Raw genomic sequence first — 18025 nt, forward strand, 5'->3', positions numbered from 1 at the left:
GCTCCTTTGTTGTTTTTGTTTTGGGTGTAACGGTGTATTCGGGTTGATCACTGAACAACTGTGGGAGCGAGCCTGCTCGCGATGGCCGTGAACGATGACGCGTGTAGTCTGGATACACGCGTTGCTCTCAGGTTCTTCGCGAGCAGGCTCGCTCCTACAGGGGTGCGGTTGGGGGATTAGAGCTGATCGAAATCCAGCACCACCTTGTCGCTCACCGGAAACGCCTGGCACGACAGCACATAGCCGGCGGCCACTTCGTAGTCTTCCAGGGCGTGGTTGCTGTCCATTTCCACTTCGCCCTCGATGACCTTGCATTTGCAGGTCGAGCACACCCCGGCCTTGCACGAGTAAGGCAGTTCGGCGCCTTGGGCGTTGCCGGCGTCGAGGATGCTCTGGCTGTTGCGTGGCAGGTCGAAGGCCAGGGCGCGGCCGTCGCTGATCACGGTGATCTGGCTGACGGCGGCGTCGACCTGGCGCGCGGCTTCGCGGGCCTGACGTTTTTGCTGGCTGCCAGCGGCGGCAAACAGTTCGAAGTGGATGCGTTCAGGCGCCATGCCCTTGGCCTTGAGGCTGTCGCGCACGGTCTCGGTCATTTCCTGCGGGCCGCAGATGAAGGCGGCGTCGAGGGCTTTGACATCGATCCAGCGGCTGAAGAGTTGCTCGCATTTCTCGGCGTTGATCCGGCCGTTGTACAGGTCGACATCCTGCTGCTCGCGGCTGAACACGAAAATCAGGTTCAGGCGTTGCAGGTAACGGTTCTTCAAATCTTCAAGCTGTTCGCGAAACAAGGCGCCGGAGCTAGAACGGTTGCCGTACAGCAGGGTGACGCGGCTGTGCGGCTCGGTTTCCAGGGTGGTCTTGATGATCGACAGGATCGGCGTGATGCCGCTGCCCGCCGCGACCGCCAGGTAGTGGCCGTGGCGCGCCGGATCGAGTTCGACGCAGAAATGCCCGGCAGGCGGCATCACTTCCAGGCTGTGCCCGGCCTTCAACTGTTCGTTGGCAAAGGCGGAAAAGCGCCCGCCGGCCACGCGCTTGATGGCGACACGCAGTTCACCGTCGTTGACCCCGGTGCAGATCGAGTACGAGCGACGCACTTCTTCGCCGTCCAGATGGGTGCGCATCACCAGGTGCTGGCCCTGGGTGAAGTGAAAACTGTCTTGCAGGTGTTGCGGAATCTCGAAGGCGATGGACACCGCGTCACGGGTCTCGGTGCGCACGTCCTTGATGGTCAGGCTGTGAAATTTACTCATTGTTGTTCTCCAGCTGGGACGGCCGATTGCCGCTCAGATGCACTTGAAATAGTCGAACGGTTCCCGGCAATCGACGCAGCGATACAGCGCCTTGCACGCAGTGGAACCGAACTCGCTGAGCACTTCGGTGTGGGCGCTGCCGCATTGCGGACAGCGGATCACCGGGCTTTCACCGAGCAGGCTGCGTTTGCTGGTGCTGCCTTCGGGCGGTGCGATGCCATAGGCGCGCAGGCGTTCGCGGCCGCTGTCAGTGATCCAGTCGGTGGTCCAGGCCGGGGTCAAGCGACGCTCCAGCTGCGGCGCCTGGAAACCGGCCTGTTCCAGCGCCTGGCGAATATCGCCTTCGATCACTTCGGTGGCCGGGCAGCCGGAGTAGGTCGGCGTGACCACCACGTGCAGATGGCCGGCCTGCCAATCGAGATCGCGGACGATGCCCAGGTCGACCACGCTGACCACCGGCACTTCCGGGTCCATGACCTCGGCGAGGATCGCCCACGCAGCAGCCAGGTCGGTCGGTTGTGCCGGCCGGGCGCCGAGGTCGCTGGCGATCAGCTCACCAGGTTGCATCGGGGTACGCTCGTGGCAGGAATTGCATCTCGGCCAGCAGGATGCCCAAGTGTTCGGTGTGCAGGCCCTTGCGTGCATTGAGGTAGAAATAACTGGGCGCGGCAGGCACGGGCAGGGTGGCGCTGGCGAAGATTTCGTTGACCTTGGCTTGCCAGGCGGCGGCGACTTGCGCGGTGTCCGGGGTGATGCCGGCCGCGTGCAGGCGCTGTTCGCTGTCATCGGCGCTGGTCAGTTCGACGGTGAATCGCCAGACCTCGGGGATCGCCGCCAGCATGCGTTTGTGGCTTTCCTCGGTGCCGTCACCCAGACGCTCGACCCACTCGCCGGAGCGGCGCAGGTGATAGGTGACTTCCTTCACGGCTTTGGCGGCGATCCCGGCGATGCGTTCATCGCTGGACTGGCTCAGGCCGTTCAGCACTTGCAGGTGCCAGGCGTCATACAGGAACTGCTTGAGGATCGTCACCGCGTAATCGCCGTTGGGTTGCTCCACCAGCAGCAGGTTGCGGTAGGCGCGCTCGTCGCGACGGAACGCCAGGTCGTCGGCGTCGCGGCCGTCGTCCAGCAGCTCGGCAGCGTAGTCCAGCCAGTTGCGCGCCTGTCCCACCAGGTCGAGGCCGACGTTCATCAGCGCAAGCTCTTCTTCCAGGGCCGGGGCCTTGCCGCACCATTGGCACAGGCGCTGGCCCTGGATCAGGGCGCTGTCGCCGAGGCGCAGCAGGTATTCGATCAGATCGGTCTTGTTATTCATGGTCGACCTCACATGTGCCCGACTTCGGCCGGCAGCTCGTAGAAGCTGGCGTGGCGGTAAACCTTGTCGTCCGACGGATCGAACAGCGGGTCTTTTTCATCCGGGGAGGAGGCGGTGATCAGCGCCGATGGCACGACCCACAGGCTGACGCCTTCGCTGCGACGGGTGTAGAGCTCGCGCGCGTTCTCGATGGCCATGGTGGTGTCGGCGGCATGCACGCTGCCGACATGCTTGTGGTTGAGGCCGTGCTTGCTGCGCACGAAGACTTCAAAGAGGGTCCACTCGGACATTTCAATTACTCCACATCAGGTGGCCGAATCAGGCGGCGTTCTTGTTTTGTTTTTTGCGGGCGTGGGCGACGGCGGCTTCACGAACCCAGGCACCGTCTTCAATCGCCTTGCGGCGGGTGGCGACGCGTTCCTGGTTGCACGGGCCGTTGCCCTTGAGCACTTCGTAGAATTCGCTCCACTGGATCTCGCCGAAATCGTAGTGGCCGCGCTCGGCGTTCCACTTCAGGTCCGGATCGGGGCAGGTGCAGCCCAGCAGCTCGAGTTGCGGGATGGTCTGGTCGATGAAGCGCTGGCGCAGTTCGTCGTTGCTCTGGCGCTTGATTTTCCAGGCCATGGACTGGGCGCTGTTGGGCGAGTGTTCGTCGCTTGGACCGAACATCATCAGCGACGGCCACCACAGGCGGTTGATCGCGTCCTGGACCATGTCTTTTTGCGCCTGATTGCCGTGACGCATCATGGTCAGGAGGATTTCGTAGCCCTGGCGCTGGTGGAAGCTCTCTTCCTTGCAGATACGCACCATGGCGCGGGAGTAGGGTCCGTACGAGGTGCGCTGCAAAACCACCTGGTTGACGATTGCCGCGCCGTCCACCAGCCAGCCCACCGCGCCCATGTCGGCCCAGTTCAGCGTCGGGTAATTGAAGATGCTCGAGTACTTGGCCTTGCCGCTGTGCAGCTTGGCGATCTCTTCATCGCGGTCGGCGCCCAGGGTTTCCATGGCGCTGTACAGATACAGACCGTGACCGGCTTCGTCCTGAATCTTGGCCATCAATTGCAGTTTGCGTTTGAGCGTCGGCGCGCGGGTGACCCAGTTGCCTTCAGGCAGCATGCCGACGATTTCGGAGTGGGCGTGCTGGGAAATCTGCCGGATCAGGGTTTGCCGGTAGGCATCTGGCATCCAGTTCTTGGCTTCGATCTTGATTTCTGAATCGATTTTTTCCTGAAAGGCGCGTTCCTGGTCGGACATTTCCGACAGGTCTTTGATGCGCTTTACGCCTGTTTCTACGAGCTGTGCGTACATTAGGGGTCTCCCGCCGTGAATCTGTTCGAGGGCATGGAGAACTTTATAAGCGATACGGAAATTAATATCAAACGGAAAATGATGTGTCGTATTTGTTTTTTGTATCGCTTTGGGGGAGGGACGCTTGGTTTTGGGGGTATATCCATTTCTTCGGTAACGGCGGCTGGCGGTTTCGCCGTTCAGGCGAACCATTTGGAAGAACGTAACGCCGCCCCCTGTAGGAGTTCGCTCGCGATGGTGGATAACGATGACGCGGGCTGTCTGAATGCCCGCGTTGTCCCGGCGTTTTTCGCGAGCAGGCTTGCTCCTACGGAAAAGCTGATGGACGTACACCAAAAAAAACCAAAAAAAAGCCCCGCAAAAGCGGGGCCATAAGGGGTGCAGCAGTCATGCTTTCGGGCGCTTGTCCATCACGTGGCAAGCCTTGCCCTCGGAGCGTTTGATCGAGTGGAAAGGCTGCAAAACAATCCGCGAACTGATCCCGATATAGGTCTTGATGTGCTTGCTCAGCTCGCCGCAAACAGCCTTCTGCTGTTCATCGCTCAAGTGCTGATGTTCGGCCTTCAATTCGACATGGACATCGACGCTGTCCAGGTTGCCATTGCGATACAGATGGATCTCGTAGCACTCGGCCAGTTGTTTGACTTTCAGCACCTGTTCTTCGATCTGCGTCGGGAACACGTTGACCCCACGGATGATCAGCATGTCATCGCTGCGTCCGGTGATCTTGTCGATGCGTCGCATTGGCCTTGCGGTGCCCGGCAGCAGGCGCGTCAGGTCGCGGGTGCGGTAGCGGATCATCGGCAGGGCTTCTTTGCTCAGGGAGGTGAACACCAGTTCGCCCATCTGACCGTCCGGCAGAACCTCGCCGGTCACCGGGTCGATGATTTCCGGGTAGAAGTGGTCTTCCCAGATGGTCGGGCCGTCCTTGGACTCGGCGCATTCCATGGCGACACCCGGGCCCATGATTTCCGAGAGGCCGTAGATGTCCAGGGCGGTGATGCCCAGGCGTGTTTCGATGGCGCTGCGCAGTTCGGCGGTCCATGGCTCGGCGCCGAAGATGCCCAGGCGCAGGGCCAGTTTGTGCGGGTCGATGCCCTGGCGCTCGATTTCATCGGCGATGTTGAGCATGTAGGACGGCGTGACCATGATGATGTCTGGCTGGAAATCCTTGATCAGCTGCACTTGTTTCTCGGTCTGGCCGCCGGACATCGGGATCACCGTGCAACCCAGGCGTTCGGCGCCGTAATGCGCGCCGAGGCCGCCGGTGAACAGGCCGTAGCCATAGGAAATATGCACCTTGTCGCCGCGACGTCCGCCCGCGGCGCGAATCGAGCGGGCGACCACGTTGGCCCAGGTGTCGATGTCGTTCTGGGTGTAGCCGACGACGGTCGGTTTGCCGGTGGTGCCGCTGGAGGCGTGCAGGCGAACGATGTCATGCATTGGCACGGCGAACATGCCGTACGGGTAGTTGTCACGCAGGTCGGACTTGGTGGTGAACGGGAATTTCGCCAGGTCTTCGAGAGACTGGATGTCGTCCGGGTGCACGCCCAGGGCATCGAAACGCTGGCGGTACAGCGGCACGTTCTCGTAGGCGTGCTTGAGGCTCCAGCGCAGGCGATCCAGCTGATGTTGACGCAACTCGTCGATGCTGGCGGTTTCCAGCGGGTCCAGCACAGGATCAAGCACGGATTGGGCAATTGGCATGTTCATGACTTCACTCGAATTGTTTTTGTGTTCCAGCCCCTTTGCACAGGGGCTTTGAGTGCATGACCCAAGGATACCTCTCGGCTCCCCGGGAATCGCGGTTCTTTAGTGGGAGAGTCGCTCGATGATCAGCGCGATCCCCTGGCCGACGCCGATGCACATGGTGCACAGGGCGTAGCGGCCACTCCGTTCCTCAAGCTCATGCAGGGCCGTGGTCACCAGGCGCGCGCCGCTCATGCCCAGTGGATGGCCGAGGGCAATCGCGCCGCCGTTGGGGTTGACCCGTGGATCGGTGTCGCTCAAGCCCAGTTCACGCAACACCGCCAGGCCTTGTGCGGCGAAGGCTTCGTTGAGTTCGATCACGTCCATGTCCGCCAGGCTCAGGTTGGCCAGCTCCAGCACCTTGCGAGTGGCCGGCACCGGGCCGATGCCCATGATGCGTGGCTCGACCCCGGCAGTGGCCATCGCCACCACCCGGCCGCGAGCGGTCAGGTCGTGACGCTTGGCGACTTCCGGGCTGGCCAGTAACAGCGCGCAGGCACCGTCGTTGACCCCGGAAGCGTTGCCGGCGGTGATGCTGCCGCCTTCGCGGAACGGCGTGCCGAGTTTGGCCAACTGCTCAAGGGTAGTGTCGCCGCGCGGGTGTTCATCTTGCTCGACCACTTTGGCCGGGCCTTTGCGCTGGGGGATTTCTACCGCGACGATTTCCTTGGCCAGGCGCCCGTTGGCCTGGGCGGCAGCGGCCCGTTGCTGGCTGCGCAGGGCGAAAGCGTCCTGGTCGGCGCGGGAGATGTTGAACTGTTCGGCCACGTTCTCTGCGGTTTCCGGCATGGAGTCGATGCCGAAGGCCTTTTTCATCAACGGATTGACGAAGCGCCAGCCGATGGTAGTGTCGAAAATCTCCGCCTGGCGGGAAAACGCCTGCTCGGCCTTGCCCATCACCAGCGGTGCGCGGGACATCGATTCGACGCCGCCGACCAGCATCAACCCGGCCTCGCCACTGCGAATGGCGCGCGCCGCCGTGCCGACCGCATCCAGCCCGGAACCGCACAGGCGATTGAGGGTGGTGCCGGGCACGCTGACCGGCAACCCGGCCAACAGCGCCGACATGCGCGCGACGTTGCGATTGTCTTCGCCGGCCTGGTTGGCGCAGCCGTAGATCACGTCGTCGACGCTGCTCCAGTCCACTTGCGGGTGACGGCGCAGCAGTTCGCGCAGCGGCACCGCGCCGAGGTCGTCGGCGCGCACGCTGCTCAAGACTCCGGCGTAGCGACCGATCGGGGTCCGTACCGCATCGATGATCAGGGCGTCATTCATTCGGGTTCTCCTGCGTCAGCACCGGGCCGCGCACTTTGTAGGATTTGCCATGGAACAGGGCGATCAACTGGCCCTGTTGGTTTTCAATGCGTACGTCGTAGTTGCCGGTGCGACCCGAGCGGCTCTGCTCGGTGCAATCGGCGTTCAACGTGTCGCCCAGGCGCGCCGGGGCGATGTAGTCGATGCTGCAACCGATGGCCACGGTGGCTTCGTTGTAGCTGTTGCAGGCAAAGGCGAACGCCGAGTCGGCGAGGGCGAACAGGTAGCCGCCGTGGCAGGTGCCGTGGCCCTGGAGCATGTCGGCGCGCACGGTCATGCCCACCCGGGCGCAACCGGGGCCGGCGGACAGCAGGCGCATGCCCATGGCCTGGCTGGCGCTGTCACGCTGGAACAGGGCCTGGGCGCAATCGCTGGCCAGGGTCATGGCTTCGTGATTAGTCATGGAAGTTTCTCCCTTCGGCGACCCGACGGCGCAACAGCAACGATGGGCGATAGCGTTCTTCGCCGTAGGCGGCTTGCAGGTTGTCGAGCACGGTAACGATGTGTGCCAGGCCAATGTCATCGGCCCAGGCCAGCGGCCCTTGCGGGTAATTGACCCCGGCACGCATGGCCAAATCGATGTCGGCCGCCGAGGCCACGCCTTGCAGCAGCGCATCCGCCGCCTCGTTGGCCAGCATCGCCACCGTGCGCAGGACCGCCAGGGCCGGGCTGTCGCTGAGCAGGCTGACCTTGAAACCGGCCCGTTGCAGCAGGGCGACGCCTTGTTCGAGGGCCAGTGGATCGATGCCCGCCGCGCAGCTGATGGCGATGCGTTGGGCCTTGCTGTAATCGAGGACCAGATCCAGCAGGATCAGGTTGCGCAGTCCGTCTTCCCGGGCGCGCTGACAGGCCATGCGCCCGTCGCTCAAGGCCAGCACCGCCTCACCGACCCGCAGCAGGCCCAGGCCATCACGCTGGATGATCTCGACGCCTTGTTCGCGCAAACGCGCGAGCAAACCTTGGGCAATGCCGAGGTCGCCTTCAGCAGCGCAAACCTCGACCGTTGCTTCGCTGCTGATTTGAGCGGCTTGCGCACGTTCGGCGCCTTGGGCGTAGCTGTAGAAACCCTGGCCGCTTTTACGTCCCAGGCGTCCGCCGTCCACCAGTTCTTTCTGGATCAGTGAAGGCAGGAAACGGGTGTCCTGGTAATAGGCGTCGAACACCGAGCAGGTCACGGCATAGTTGACGTCGTGGCCGATCAGGTCGGTCAGCTCGAACGCACCCATGGCAAAACCACCGGCCTCGCGCATCAGCGCATCCAGGGTCGGGCAATCGGCGGCGCCTTCCTGCAACAGGCGCAGGCTCTCGGCGTAGAACGGCCGGGCCACGCGGTTGACGATGAAGCCCGGCGTGGAACGGGTGTGCACCGGTTTTTTGCCCCAGGCTTTGGCGGTCTCGTACAGGCACTCGGCCAGGGTTGGATCGCTGGCCAGGCCGGAAACGATTTCCACCAGCGCCATGACCGGCGCCGGGTTGAAGAAGTGCAGGCCGAGCAGGCGATTGGGGTGATCAAGTTGTGCGGCGATGCTGGTGATCGACAGCGACGACGTGTTGCTGGTCAGGATGCAGTGTTCGCCGCAAATGCCTTCCAGCTGCCGGAACAGCGCGCGTTTGACCTCAAGGTTCTCGACGATGGCCTCGATGATCAGCTCGCAATCGGCCAGCGCTTCAATGGCTTCTACCGCTTGCAGGCGGGCGATGGTCGCGCTGCGGGCATCGGCCGAGAGCTTGCCGTTCTCGACCCGTTTGCCCAGTTGCCGGTCGATGCCTTCGATGGCCTGGGCGGCGGCGCCGGGGCGGTTGTCCAGCAGCAACACCGGGTGACCGGCCTGCGCCGCGACCTGGGCAATCCCGGCGCCCATGGCGCCGGCACCGATCACCGCGATGCGTGCGTTGACGTTCAGTGCGGTCATGGCTCAGCGTCCCTTGAAACTTGGGGTGCGTTTTTCCATGAAGGCGCTGACGCCTTCGCGATAGTCCTCGCTGCGCCCGGCCAGGCGTTGCAGATCGCGCTCCAGTTCCAGCTGTTCGTCGAAGCTGTTGCTCAGGCTGGCGTTGAGGCTGCGCTTGATCAGGGCCAGGCCGTAGGTCGGTTGGGTCGCCAGGTGTTGTGCAAGTTTCAGCGCTTCGTCGCGCAGTTCCGCGTCTTCCACGCAGCGGTAGATCAGGCCCCATTGCTCGGCCTGTTCGGCGGTCAGGCGATTGCCGAGCAGGGCGAGGGCCTTGGCGCGGGCCATGCCGACCAGGCGCGGCAGGGTCCAGGTGCCGCCGGAATCAGGGATCAGGCCGATCTTGCAGAACGCCTGAATGAAACTGGCCGAACGGGCCGCCAGTACCAGGTCGCAGGCCAGCGGAATGTTGGCGCCGGCACCGGCCGCCACGCCGTTGACCGCGCAGATCACCGGCATCGGCAAGTCGCGCAGTTGGCGGATCAGCGGGTTGTAGAACTTCTCGATGGATTCGCCCAGGTCCGGCACGGCGCTGCCCGGTGCGACATTGCGGTCGCTGAGGTCTTGTCCGGCACAGAAGCCACGACCTTCGCCGGTCAGCAGCAGCACGCGCACGTCCGGGTTCTGCCGGACTTGCTTGAGCGCTTCCTTCACTTCGCCGTGCATCTGCGTGTTGAAGCTGTTGAGCTGGTCCGGGCGATTGAGGCTGAGCAGGGCAACGCCGGCCTCGATGGAAAACAGAATGTGTTCGAAGTTCATGGTCTTGGCGCTCTCTGAGAGATCGTTCTTTTTTAAAAGGGGCGGGGTGATCACTGGCCGGTGAAGGTCGGCGTGCGTTTTTCCTGGAAGGCGGCAATGCCTTCCTCGCGGTCGCGGGTGCCGGCCAGCACGGTGAAGACATGGCGCTCGAAGCGCAGGCCGGTGGCCAGGTCGGTGTCCATGGCCTTGAGCAGCGCTTCCTTGGCCAGGCGCACCGCCAGCGGGGCTTTGCCGGCAATGCTGCGGGCGATTTGCAGGGCGCGCTCAACGGTGAGTTCCGGTTGCGTCACTTCGCTGACCAGCCCGGCGCGCTGGGCCTGGCGCGCATCGATCGGCTCGCCGGTCAGGACCATCTGCATGGCCATGGATTTGCCGACGGCACGCAGAAGGCGTTGGGTGCCACCGGCGCCGGGCATGATCCCGAGGTTGATTTCCGGCTGACCGAAGCGGGCGTCCTCACCGGCAATGATGATGTCGGCGTGCATCGCCAGTTCGCAGCCGCCGCCGAGGGCGAAGCCATTGACGGCGGCGATCAGTGGTTTGCTGAAGCGGGTGATCGCCTGCCACGAAGCCTGGCGGGGATCGTCGAGGATGCCGACCAGGTCGCGCTCGGCCATTTCCTTGATGTCGGCGCCAGCGGCGAAGGCCTTGCGGCTACCGGTGAGGACCACGGCGCGGGTCTGGGGGTCGGCTTGTGCGGCGCTCAGTTCGTCGGCCAGCTCACCCAGCAATTGGGTGGTCAGGGCGTTCAGGGCTTGCGGGCGCTGCAGGGTAATCAGGCGGACGCCGGGCTCGATCAGTTCGACGGCAAGGGTTAGAGGCATGGCGGATGCCCTCACGGTGCACGCTCGGCGGTGATGCCGGCTTGTTATTGGATCGGTCGCAGGAACCGGTTTTGCCCGAGTATACCTGCAACGTGATACGCAAATGCAATACAAAAATAGATTTAATGTGTCCTTTTGTCATTGCTTCAGTCTTTGCGTACCTGCCGGGAGAGGGTGCTGATATGCCTGAATATCCCGATTTTATTGGCTGGTAGTCCCGTCGTTGCGGCGGGTGAGTGGCGGCGTTGACCGGTCTTTTCAAGTGATACGGTTTTTAGTCTTTGTGCTGGTAAAACTGATGTGATACAAAATAAGCCATTATTTGCATCGCTTTGTGAAGGAGCCTGCCATGACCTGCTACAGCCTTGATGGCCTGACCCCGGTGGTTGACCCCAGTGCCTATGTGCATCCGTCTGCCGTGTTGATCGGTGATGTGATCGTCGGTCCTCATTGCTACGTCGGGCCGCTGGCGAGCCTGCGTGGCGACTTTGGCCGGATCGTCCTGGAGGAGGGCGCCAATCTGCAGGACACCTGCGTGATGCACGGTTTTCCCGACAGTGACACCGTGGTCGAGCGCAATGGCCACATCGGCCACGGTGCCGTGCTGCATGGTTGCCGGATCGGCGCCGACGCACTGGTGGGCATGAATGCGGTGGTGATGGACAACGCGCGCATCGGTTCGCGTTCATTCGTCTCGGCGGCGGCGTTCGTCAAGGCCGGTTTCGAATGCCCCGAGCAGTCGCTAGTGATGGGCGCCCCGGCCAGCGTCAAGCGCAGCCTCAGCGATCAGGAGGTGGCGTGGAAACAGGCAGGCACCCGTGAGTATCAGCAATTGGCCCGGCGTTGCCTGGAACAGATGCAGGTCTGCGAACCACTGAGCGAGCCGGAGCCGGATCGCCCGCGCATCAGCGACAGTGGTCTGCGGCCAAAGGGCACGTCGTGAACACAAATCCCCTCGTAGGAGCGAGCTTGCTCGCGAAAAACGCCAGGACAACACGGGCCTTCAGACAGAGCGCGTCATCGTTGACGTCCATCGCGAGCGAGCTCGCTCCTACAGAGGGATTTGCGATTAACAGGTGGACTTTCGGTATATTCGTTTTCTTTTTTCGCTCGGTACGCCCATGTCGTCCCTGACACCTTTGAACCACTTGATTACCCGCTTCCAGGAGCAGACGCCGATCCGCGCCAGCTCCTTGATCATCACGTTGTACGGCGATGCCATTGAGCCCCACGGCGGGACGGTGTGGCTGGGCAGCCTGATTCAGTTGCTCGAACCGATCGGCATCAACGAACGGCTGATCCGCACCTCGATTTTCCGCCTGACCAAGGAAGGCTGGCTGACCGCCGAAAAAGTCGGGCGTCGCAGTTACTACAGCCTGACCGGCACCGGTCGCCGGCGTTTCGACAAGGCGTTCAAACGGGTCTACAGCACCAGCATGCCGGCCTGGGACGGTTCATGGTGCCTGGTGATGCTGTCGCAGCTGACCCAGGACAAGCGCAAACAAGTGCGTGAAGAACTGGAGTGGCAAGGTTTTGGTGCGATTTCGCCGGTTGTCCTGGCCTGCCCGCGCAGCGACCGTTCCGATGTCAACGCGACGCTGCTCGATCTCGGCGCCCAGGAAGACACCATCGTCTTCGAAACCACCGCCCAGGACGTACTCGCCTCCAAGGCCCTGCGCCTGCAAGTGCGCGAGAGCTGGAACATCGAGGAGCTGGCAACGCACTACAGCGAATTCATTCAGCTGTTCCGGCCGCTCTGGCAGGCGCTTCGCGAGCAGGAAAACCTGCAACCGTCCGACTGCTTCCTGGCGCGGATCCTGCTTATTCATGAGTACCGCAAATTGCTGCTGCGCGACCCGCAACTGCCGGACGAGTTGTTGCCCGGTGATTGGGAAGGCCGCGCGGCCCGGCAGTTGTGCCGCAACATTTACCGTTTGATCTATGCCAAGGCCGAGGAATGGCTGAACAGTGCACTGGAAACCGCCGACGGCCCATTGCCGGATGTGGGTGAAAGTTTTTATCGACGGTTTGGCGGGTTGAAGTAACCCGTCGCCGTTCAGGGAGAGTCGCTGTTCAGGAGAACCTGTGTTTTGACGTAGACAATAAAAATAAGCCTGCGTGAGGCCTGACATGATTTCTACAATTGCACAGCGCCAGGATGGGTTCGATCAGTGGATCCATCAGATCAACCAGATCTGTGGCGCCTTCAATGCACAACCGCTGGGCAGCGGGTTTACCGGGCAGATCCGGGAATACCGCAGCGATGCCCTCAAGCTCAGCTTTGTCGATGCCTGTCAGGCGCGCCTGTACCGCACGCCGCAGGAAGTCGCGGCGGGCGAGGGCGGCAAGTACTTCGCAGTGTTCCAGCTCGATGGCTCGGCGGGCATGGCCCAGGGCGACGACAAGGTGCTGCTGTCCGCCGGCGACATCACACTGATCGATGCGTCGCGCCCAAGCGACTTCACCTACAGCGAAAACTCCCGACAGTTGTCGCTGATCCTGCCCTACCCATTGGTCGAGCAGACCCTGCGCTTCAATCAGGTCAAGTGCGGTCACCGCATCGCCGCGACATCGCCCATCGCGATGCTGTCGCACCGGCTGATCCTTGATGCCACCCGTCAGCCAAGCCTCAGCCGTCAGGAAAGCGAAGCGACCCTGGAAGCGATTGTCAGCCTGCTGCGCCCGGCGATCAGTCAGACCGACGACTGCACGGATCTGCATGAACGCACCTTCCGCAAGACCCTGAGTTTTATCGACCAGCACATCCGCTCCGAAGAGCTGTGCCCGGAATGGCTGGCGCGGGAAGTGGGCATGTCCACTCGCGGGCTGTACCGGATGTTTGCCAAGAAGGGCCTGGTGGTGGCGCGCTACATCAAGAATCGTCGCCTGGACCTGTGCGCCGAATCCCTGCGCCAATCGGGCAAGGAGCAAAAGTTGTCGGTGCTGGGCTACTCGTGGGGTTTTTCCGATTCGAGCTACTTCTCCACGGCGTTCAAGTCACGCTTCGGTATTGCGCCGGGGGAGTATCGCAAGCTGCATGCCTGAGGTCCTTTAACTGATTGCAGCGTTCGATGCCTGGACGTTCTAGGGTTTGAGCAATTCGCTAAACGCCTCCAGCTCGCCTTTCTCCAGATCGGAAACCATGACGAAGCGCATGTGGTTGGCTTGCCAGGACACGACATTGAAACCGCGGATCGTCTGACTCTGGCGCGGCTTGTCGGCCTCGGGCGCGGGCAGGATAAACACGTTGATGATGTGCTTGGCACGGCCATAGCTCAGGGCCGCCGTGGTCTGGTGTTGCAGATAATCCAGACGCCCGCCCAGCAGGGGAAAGCCTTGCGCCGAGTAATCGAACACCGGTGGCGAGAAGTCGAGCTTGCCGGTGAACCAGGGCTTGACGGTGTGGCGGTCGGACGACACCACATCGTTCAGATGTTCGCCCATCAACGAGCGGACATGACTGGAGACCGCTTCGTCCATCAACGGCTGGTCGCTGCCTGGCGTTGCCACATACAGCACCATCGCCAAGGCCAGCGCCGCCGCTGAAAAAGCCGGTGCAAACCATTTTCGCCAGCGCTCCAGGGCTCGGGGTGCTGGCGCCTCAGGGGCTTTCAGGCGGGCAGCCAAGGACGCCGGTGCGGCGTAATACGGTGCCTTGTGCCTGACGCTGACCTTCAGCAGTTGCGCCTGATCATGTAGCCGCGCGCACGCGACGCACTCGGCCAGATGCCCGGCCACATTCGCCGTCGTCGCCGGATCGAGTTCCTTGTCCAGATAGCCGTGCATCAGCGTCTGGCAAACCGTGCAGTCGAGTTCATTCATGGGCGTGCAACTTCAATAGTTCGAGCTTGAGCATGGCGCGAGCCCTGGCCAGCCTCGACATGACGGTACCGATGGGGACGTCGACCACCAGGGCGATGTCCTTGTAAGCCAAGTCTTCGAGTTCTTTCAGAACGATCACCTCACGAAACGCCGGTGGCAGGGCGCACAGGGCTTGCTGGACCAGCGCCGCATTTTCGGTGTGGATGGCCAGCAGTTCCGGGGTCTGGCTGTGGCTCATCGCAGCCTCGTTTTCATCGGATTCGTCGTCGAAAGCGACCCAATGCCGTCCGGCCGAGGCCTTGAGCCAGGTGTAGCTTTCGTTGCGCACGATGGTCAGAAACCAGGCCTTGGCGTTGCCGTCGACGAAGCGGTGCGCAAACCGCAAGGCGCGCAGGGCGCTTTCCTGCACGACATCGTGCGCGGCGCTGTCATTGCCCGTGAGCCAGCGCGCGAGGTTGTAAGCGGCGTCCAGGTGCGGCGCAAACAGTTCCTCAAATCGCTTCATAGTGGTTCCCGCACTGTCCCACCCCTATAACTGCAGTGCAGGGTCTTTTATTCCCGGGAAAATTTATTTTTTCGACCGGGAATAAAGACCCGTCCTGCAAGGTTTTACCTCGTGTCAGCTACATCACTGTAGTTCTCCAGCGAGGGAATACCGATGGACATTCAAGCAAAACATCCACTGCGCACCGACGCCCCGTTGAACCCCGACCGCCGGACACTGCTCAAGTGCTCGGCGTGGGCCGGGGCCGGGGTCATCTGGGCCTTGAGCGGCGGCATTCCCCGGGCCTTCGCTCTGGATGACACGGGGAATGTTTCCGATCCCAAGGCGCTGGCCAGCACCTTCCATTTCGTGCAGATCAGCGACTCGCACATCGGTTTCAATAAAGAGGCCAATCCCGATCCGGTGAAGACCTTGCAAGTGGCGATCGACAAGGTCATCGCGCTGCCCAAACGGCCATCGCTGATCCTGCATACCGGCGATATTACCCACCTGTCCAAACCCGCAGAGTTCGACACCGCCGCACAATTGCTCAAGGCCCTGCCGTCCACCGTGCACTATGTGCCGGGCGAACACGACACCCTCGACGAGGGCGGCGGCCAGCTCTATCTGGAGCGTTACGGCAAGGGCACCAAAGGCAATGGGTGGTACAGCTTCGACGACCACGGCGTGCATTTCATTGCCCTGGTGAACGTCTTCAACTTCCAGGCTGGCCATGAAGCGACCCTCGGCGCCGATCAACTGGCCTGGCTGGCCGACGACTTGCGTGCGGTGAGCAGCAGCACACCGATCGTCGTGTTCACCCATATTCCGTTGTGGACCATTTATCAGCCGTGGGGCTGGGGCACCGAGGATGGCGATCAGGCGATTGCCATGCTGCGCAAGTACGGATCGGTGACGGTGCTGAACGGGCACATCCATCAGGTCATCCAGAAGGTCGAGGGCAACATCACCTTCCACACCGCGCGCGGCACCGCCTATCCACAACCGGCACCGGGCACGGCGCCGGCTCCGGGACCGATGACGGTGCCGGCGGATCAATTGCGCAATTACCTGGGGATCACCGATGTGCGAGCGACGCAGGGTGAGCACCCCTTGGCGCTGATCGATTCGACACTGGTTTAGCGGAGGGCATTGGAATGAAAGCGCGATTGTTGGCTGTTGTTTGCGTGTTGCTGTCGATGCCGGTGTGGGCTCAGGAGGTGAAAGTCGATATCAAGGCGTTCATGTTCGGGCCCAAGGATTTGAACGTAGCGGTGGGCACCAAAGTGACCTGGGTGAATGACGACGAAATTCCGCACACGGTGGCGGAAACCCACAAGCTGTTTCGCTCCGGGGCGCTGGATACCGGTGACAGCTATTCCTGGGTGTTCAATACACCGGGGGAGTATGAGTATTTCTGTGCACTGCATCCGCAGATGCTGGGGAAGATTGTGGTCAGCCAATGAACGGACCGATGTAACCCTGTAGGAGCGAGCCTGCTCGCGATGGTGTGTCAGTCGACACCCATGTTGCTGATACTACATCGCGAGCAGCGACAATACACCGAGCGCCCCAACGGGCGCCCCAGCAGGTAATAGCCCCCCAGGAACGCCAGCAGCACAAAGGTGGTGGCCGAGATCACGGAAAACCAGAGGGTTTGCCGCACACTGCCGGCCGCCATGCCCAAGGATTCAGGGTAATACCAGACCAAAACGCCCAACACCACACCGGCAATTAGCAGCACACCAAACAGCCCATAAAATCCAACCGCGCGTCGCAACTGCATTCGCTATTCCTGTTTCGAAAGGGGTGACACGGGCATCAACACCGTGCTCCAGAGTCCGGCAGCGACATCGCCACCGCTGAAAATGAATTGCGCTCCGGCACCGTGTTCAATCGTCTGCGTCGCGGCGGCGATCGCCAGCCAGGGTGAGGCTTTCCCGGGATGGCCCAGCCAATCATCGAGGTCGCACAGTCCCTGCTTGGGCTTGGCTGGCAGAGGAACGTCGGCCGATACCGTTGCCAGATCGACACGACGTTGCGCATCGATACCGACCCGCCAGACCTGCTCGATCGACGGCGCAGGCAACGGCACCCAGTCGAGCGCCTGACGTGCGGCGTACAGCAGATCGGCACCGGTGGGCGTGCGCTCCTGCTCAGGGCGATGCAGATAGGCGATCGGCGCCAAAGTGGTTTGCGTCAGGCGGTTGCCGAACAACAGGCCAACGGCTGCTTCCGCCGTGCCTTCGGCCTGTTCCGGTGCAAACTGCGCCGCCACCACCATCAGCAGGGCCTGATCGTTAATGCGCTGGTCAAGCCATTGATCCACCGCGGCCAGGCCATGGCCCTCGACGGGGACCGTCGATTGGCGGATGCCGGACTCTAGCCATACCTTCCGCCATGCTGGGCGCCATTGGTCCTCTGGTAAGCAGTCGATCTCCAGTAACAAGGCCAAAGGCTTATCGTCAGGCACTTGTGCCAGGATCGGTACCAGATCAGCGACCACCTGCCTTAATACAGTCAGCAATGCCGCTTCCTGGTCTTCACCAGAATCTTCAAAAAAACGGCTGTGACTCACTGTTGCACCGCCCATAATGGGCGTTTGCTCATCTGTTGGATCTCGCAGGGCGGTGTACAAACTCACCCCCAAAACTTGCTGCGAGCGCCGCCCACGACGAATCATGCCGATCATGTCTTCCTCGCGGGCTTCATCCCAACCATCGGCAGCAGACTGTTTGCCGATGTGCAATGAAACTCGCCCGAAACCCAACACACACCAAACCAGGAACGGAAGACCAAAAGCAAAGCTGAAAAAATCAGCAGATTGTTGGTGCAAAGATTCATCGCCGAACAATAAAGTCGCGCCCAAGCCAAGCAGCAAACACAGCAACAACAAGACAAGCCAAAGCCAGAGGCGAGGCCGTGCAGGGCGCAACGCGAGAGCAGGCACCGTATAGAGTTTGACCGGCATGTCTACCTCACCCCAGCTTCAGGCAAAGAGGAAATCAAGGCACAACCACAGGCACATAAATGACCGTCAAATGCGACCGGAATACAGTTGTCCTTAAACGCCGGGTGCCCCTCGGCAATCACGGTGCGGCCATGGCCGGGAATGGGGCACAACACTGGATCGCCCTCGCGAGCTACTCCGATACCGGAAAATTTCATTGCAGCGGAACCTGAGAGAACGGTGCCGCCGCCAGTTGTTTTGTCACCGATACGGATAATGTTTTTCATGGTTTATCCCT

22 protein-coding genes are annotated in these 18025 nt (G+C 61.9%); 6 read left to right on the forward strand and 16 right to left on the reverse strand.

Features of this window, described 5'->3' with window-relative positions; translation table 11 throughout:
* Positions 1-176: 176 nt before the first annotated feature.
* From paaE to paaA, 5 genes are read right to left on the reverse strand one after another with little or no spacing between them, the layout of a single operon-like run.
* Positions 177-1253: a 1,2-phenylacetyl-CoA epoxidase subunit PaaE gene (gene paaE / locus AC1Q6D_RS17740; RefSeq protein ID WP_103405846.1), complete on the reverse strand. Its 1077-nt coding sequence runs from the start codon at positions 1251-1253 to the stop codon at positions 177-179.
* A 33-nt stretch (positions 1254-1286) separates the two neighbouring features.
* Positions 1287-1820, reverse strand: coding sequence for a 1,2-phenylacetyl-CoA epoxidase subunit PaaD (gene paaD, locus AC1Q6D_RS17745; RefSeq protein WP_103405845.1), 534 nt, complete (start codon positions 1818-1820; stop codon positions 1287-1289).
* Positions 1807-2568, reverse strand: coding sequence for a 1,2-phenylacetyl-CoA epoxidase subunit PaaC (paaC, locus tag AC1Q6D_RS17750; protein WP_103405844.1), 762 nt, complete (start codon positions 2566-2568; stop codon positions 1807-1809). The genes paaD and paaC overlap by 14 nt, the downstream gene beginning before the upstream one ends.
* An 8-nt stretch (positions 2569-2576) precedes the next feature.
* Positions 2577-2858 (reverse strand): 1,2-phenylacetyl-CoA epoxidase subunit PaaB, encoded by a 282-nt coding sequence (gene paaB / locus AC1Q6D_RS17755; protein WP_007943393.1) that lies wholly within the window; start codon positions 2856-2858, stop codon positions 2577-2579.
* Positions 2859-2886: 28 nt separating this feature from the next.
* Positions 2887-3876, reverse strand: coding sequence for a 1,2-phenylacetyl-CoA epoxidase subunit PaaA (paaA, locus tag AC1Q6D_RS17760; RefSeq protein ID WP_047527409.1), 990 nt, complete (start codon positions 3874-3876; stop codon positions 2887-2889).
* 15 nt (positions 3877-3891) lie between these two features.
* Here paaA and AC1Q6D_RS17765 point away from each other — a divergent pair, with 15 nt between their 5' ends.
* Positions 3892-4251, forward strand: a complete 360-nt coding sequence (locus AC1Q6D_RS17765; RefSeq protein ID WP_103405843.1) for a hypothetical protein — start codon at positions 3892-3894, stop codon at positions 4249-4251.
* Positions 4252-4263: 12 nt separating this feature from the next.
* Here AC1Q6D_RS17765 and paaK read toward each other — a convergent pair whose 3' ends face one another.
* The 6 genes from paaK to paaF form a co-directional block, all read right to left on the reverse strand.
* A complete protein-coding gene (gene paaK / locus AC1Q6D_RS17770) occupies positions 4264-5589 on the reverse strand; it encodes a phenylacetate--CoA ligase PaaK (RefSeq protein WP_047527413.1) in 1326 nt (441 codons plus the stop codon).
* A gap of 99 nt (positions 5590-5688) precedes the next feature.
* A complete protein-coding gene (pcaF, locus tag AC1Q6D_RS17775; protein WP_103405842.1) occupies positions 5689-6900 on the reverse strand; it encodes a 3-oxoadipyl-CoA thiolase in 1212 nt (403 codons plus the stop codon).
* Entirely contained in the window at positions 6893-7342 is a 450-nt protein-coding gene (gene paaI / locus AC1Q6D_RS17780) for a hydroxyphenylacetyl-CoA thioesterase PaaI (protein ID WP_103405841.1), read from the reverse strand. Before paaI ends, pcaF begins: the two co-directional genes overlap by 8 nt.
* Positions 7335-8852, reverse strand: coding sequence for a 3-hydroxyacyl-CoA dehydrogenase PaaH (gene paaH, locus AC1Q6D_RS17785; RefSeq protein ID WP_103405840.1), 1518 nt, complete (start codon positions 8850-8852; stop codon positions 7335-7337). The genes paaI and paaH overlap by 8 nt, the downstream gene beginning before the upstream one ends.
* Before the next feature lie 3 nt (positions 8853-8855).
* Positions 8856-9647 (reverse strand): 2-(1,2-epoxy-1,2-dihydrophenyl)acetyl-CoA isomerase PaaG, encoded by a 792-nt coding sequence (gene paaG, locus AC1Q6D_RS17790; protein ID WP_047527419.1) that lies wholly within the window; start codon positions 9645-9647, stop codon positions 8856-8858.
* 50 nt (positions 9648-9697) lie between these two features.
* A complete protein-coding gene (paaF, locus tag AC1Q6D_RS17795; RefSeq protein ID WP_103405839.1) occupies positions 9698-10471 on the reverse strand; it encodes a 2,3-dehydroadipyl-CoA hydratase PaaF in 774 nt (257 codons plus the stop codon).
* A 349-nt stretch (positions 10472-10820) separates the two neighbouring features.
* Between paaF and paaY the strand changes: the two genes are divergently transcribed.
* The 3 genes from paaY (at position 10821) to feaR (ending at position 13516) form a co-directional block, all read left to right on the forward strand.
* Positions 10821-11414, forward strand: coding sequence for a phenylacetic acid degradation protein PaaY (paaY, locus tag AC1Q6D_RS17800; RefSeq protein WP_103405838.1), 594 nt, complete (start codon positions 10821-10823; stop codon positions 11412-11414).
* A 178-nt stretch (positions 11415-11592) separates the two neighbouring features.
* On the forward strand, positions 11593-12516 hold the full coding sequence (gene paaX, locus AC1Q6D_RS17805; RefSeq protein ID WP_103405837.1) for a phenylacetic acid degradation operon negative regulatory protein PaaX: 924 nt from the start codon (positions 11593-11595) through the stop codon (positions 12514-12516).
* Between the two features lie 85 nt (positions 12517-12601).
* Positions 12602-13516 carry a transcriptional regulator FeaR gene (feaR, locus tag AC1Q6D_RS17810; RefSeq protein WP_103405836.1) on the forward strand — a complete coding sequence of 305 codons (915 nt, stop codon included), beginning with the start codon at positions 12602-12604 and terminating at the stop codon, positions 13514-13516.
* 39 nt (positions 13517-13555) lie between these two features.
* On the opposite strand, the gene AC1Q6D_RS17815 is transcribed toward feaR, so the two are convergent.
* Together AC1Q6D_RS17815 and AC1Q6D_RS17820 are read right to left on the reverse strand one after the other, a co-directional pair.
* The gene (locus AC1Q6D_RS17815) at positions 13556-14293 is read right to left on the reverse strand and encodes an anti-sigma factor family protein (protein ID WP_103405835.1); all 738 of its coding nucleotides are present in this window, start codon (positions 14291-14293) and stop codon (positions 13556-13558) included.
* On the reverse strand, positions 14286-14798 hold the full coding sequence (locus tag AC1Q6D_RS17820; protein WP_103405834.1) for a sigma-70 family RNA polymerase sigma factor: 513 nt from the start codon (positions 14796-14798) through the stop codon (positions 14286-14288). Before AC1Q6D_RS17820 ends, AC1Q6D_RS17815 begins: the two co-directional genes overlap by 8 nt.
* Before the next feature lie 153 nt (positions 14799-14951).
* On the opposite strand from AC1Q6D_RS17820, the gene AC1Q6D_RS17825 reads away from it, so the two are divergent.
* Positions 14952-15920, forward strand: a complete 969-nt coding sequence (locus AC1Q6D_RS17825) for a metallophosphoesterase family protein (protein WP_103405833.1) — start codon at positions 14952-14954, stop codon at positions 15918-15920.
* A gap of 14 nt (positions 15921-15934) precedes the next feature.
* Positions 15935-16243 carry a cupredoxin domain-containing protein gene (locus tag AC1Q6D_RS17830; protein ID WP_047527430.1) on the forward strand — a complete coding sequence of 103 codons (309 nt, stop codon included), beginning with the start codon at positions 15935-15937 and terminating at the stop codon, positions 16241-16243.
* A gap of 47 nt (positions 16244-16290) precedes the next feature.
* On the opposite strand, the gene AC1Q6D_RS17835 is transcribed toward AC1Q6D_RS17830, so the two are convergent.
* The 3 genes from AC1Q6D_RS17835 to AC1Q6D_RS17845 are packed head-to-tail and all read right to left on the reverse strand — an operon-like array spanning position 16291 to position 18014.
* A complete protein-coding gene (locus tag AC1Q6D_RS17835; RefSeq protein WP_158249409.1) occupies positions 16291-16563 on the reverse strand; it encodes a hypothetical protein in 273 nt (90 codons plus the stop codon).
* A gap of 3 nt (positions 16564-16566) precedes the next feature.
* Positions 16567-17748: a hypothetical protein gene (locus tag AC1Q6D_RS17840; protein ID WP_103405832.1), complete on the reverse strand. Its 1182-nt coding sequence runs from the start codon at positions 17746-17748 to the stop codon at positions 16567-16569.
* A 2-nt stretch (positions 17749-17750) separates the two neighbouring features.
* Positions 17751-18014, reverse strand: coding sequence for a PAAR domain-containing protein (locus AC1Q6D_RS17845; protein ID WP_103405831.1), 264 nt, complete (start codon positions 18012-18014; stop codon positions 17751-17753).
* Positions 18015-18025: the final 11 nt, after the last annotated feature.

This window comes from Pseudomonas sp. MT92, from assembly GCF_058792515.1.

What these genes read in the sequence shown, in the direction of transcription:
- AC1Q6D_RS17815 (WP_103405835.1), bottom strand. Translation starts at nt 14,293, where the DNA reads ATGAATGAACTCGACTGCACGGTTTGCCAGACGCTGATGCACGGCTAT.
- AC1Q6D_RS17825 (WP_103405833.1), top strand. Translation starts at nt 14,952, where the DNA reads ATGGACATTCAAGCAAAACATCCACTGCGCACCGACGCCCCGTTGAAC.
- AC1Q6D_RS17830 (WP_047527430.1), top strand. Translation starts at nt 15,935, where the DNA reads ATGAAAGCGCGATTGTTGGCTGTTGTTTGCGTGTTGCTGTCGATGCCG.
- paaB (WP_007943393.1), bottom strand. Translation starts at nt 2,858, where the DNA reads ATGTCCGAGTGGACCCTCTTTGAAGTCTTCGTGCGCAGCAAGCACGGC.
- paaD (WP_103405845.1), bottom strand. Translation starts at nt 1,820, where the DNA reads ATGCAACCTGGTGAGCTGATCGCCAGCGACCTCGGCGCCCGGCCGGCA.
- AC1Q6D_RS17835 (WP_158249409.1), bottom strand. Translation starts at nt 16,563, where the DNA reads ATGCAGTTGCGACGCGCGGTTGGATTTTATGGGCTGTTTGGTGTGCTG.
- paaA (WP_047527409.1), bottom strand. Translation starts at nt 3,876, where the DNA reads ATGTACGCACAGCTCGTAGAAACAGGCGTAAAGCGCATCAAAGACCTG.
- paaK (WP_047527413.1), bottom strand. Translation starts at nt 5,589, where the DNA reads ATGAACATGCCAATTGCCCAATCCGTGCTTGATCCTGTGCTGGACCCG.
- paaX (WP_103405837.1), top strand. Translation starts at nt 11,593, where the DNA reads ATGTCGTCCCTGACACCTTTGAACCACTTGATTACCCGCTTCCAGGAG.
- paaG (WP_047527419.1), bottom strand. Translation starts at nt 9,647, where the DNA reads ATGAACTTCGAACACATTCTGTTTTCCATCGAGGCCGGCGTTGCCCTG.
- pcaF (WP_103405842.1), bottom strand. Translation starts at nt 6,900, where the DNA reads ATGAATGACGCCCTGATCATCGATGCGGTACGGACCCCGATCGGTCGC.
- AC1Q6D_RS17820 (WP_103405834.1), bottom strand. Translation starts at nt 14,798, where the DNA reads ATGAAGCGATTTGAGGAACTGTTTGCGCCGCACCTGGACGCCGCTTAC.
- paaI (WP_103405841.1), bottom strand. Translation starts at nt 7,342, where the DNA reads ATGACTAATCACGAAGCCATGACCCTGGCCAGCGATTGCGCCCAGGCC.
- paaE (WP_103405846.1), bottom strand. Translation starts at nt 1,253, where the DNA reads ATGAGTAAATTTCACAGCCTGACCATCAAGGACGTGCGCACCGAGACC.
- paaH (WP_103405840.1), bottom strand. Translation starts at nt 8,852, where the DNA reads ATGACCGCACTGAACGTCAACGCACGCATCGCGGTGATCGGTGCCGGC.
- paaY (WP_103405838.1), top strand. Translation starts at nt 10,821, where the DNA reads ATGACCTGCTACAGCCTTGATGGCCTGACCCCGGTGGTTGACCCCAGT.
- feaR (WP_103405836.1), top strand. Translation starts at nt 12,602, where the DNA reads ATGATTTCTACAATTGCACAGCGCCAGGATGGGTTCGATCAGTGGATC.
- paaC (WP_103405844.1), bottom strand. Translation starts at nt 2,568, where the DNA reads ATGAATAACAAGACCGATCTGATCGAATACCTGCTGCGCCTCGGCGAC.
- AC1Q6D_RS17845 (WP_103405831.1), bottom strand. Translation starts at nt 18,014, where the DNA reads ATGAAAAACATTATCCGTATCGGTGACAAAACAACTGGCGGCGGCACC.
- AC1Q6D_RS17840 (WP_103405832.1), bottom strand. Translation starts at nt 17,748, where the DNA reads ATGCCGGTCAAACTCTATACGGTGCCTGCTCTCGCGTTGCGCCCTGCA.
- paaF (WP_103405839.1), bottom strand. Translation starts at nt 10,471, where the DNA reads ATGCCTCTAACCCTTGCCGTCGAACTGATCGAGCCCGGCGTCCGCCTG.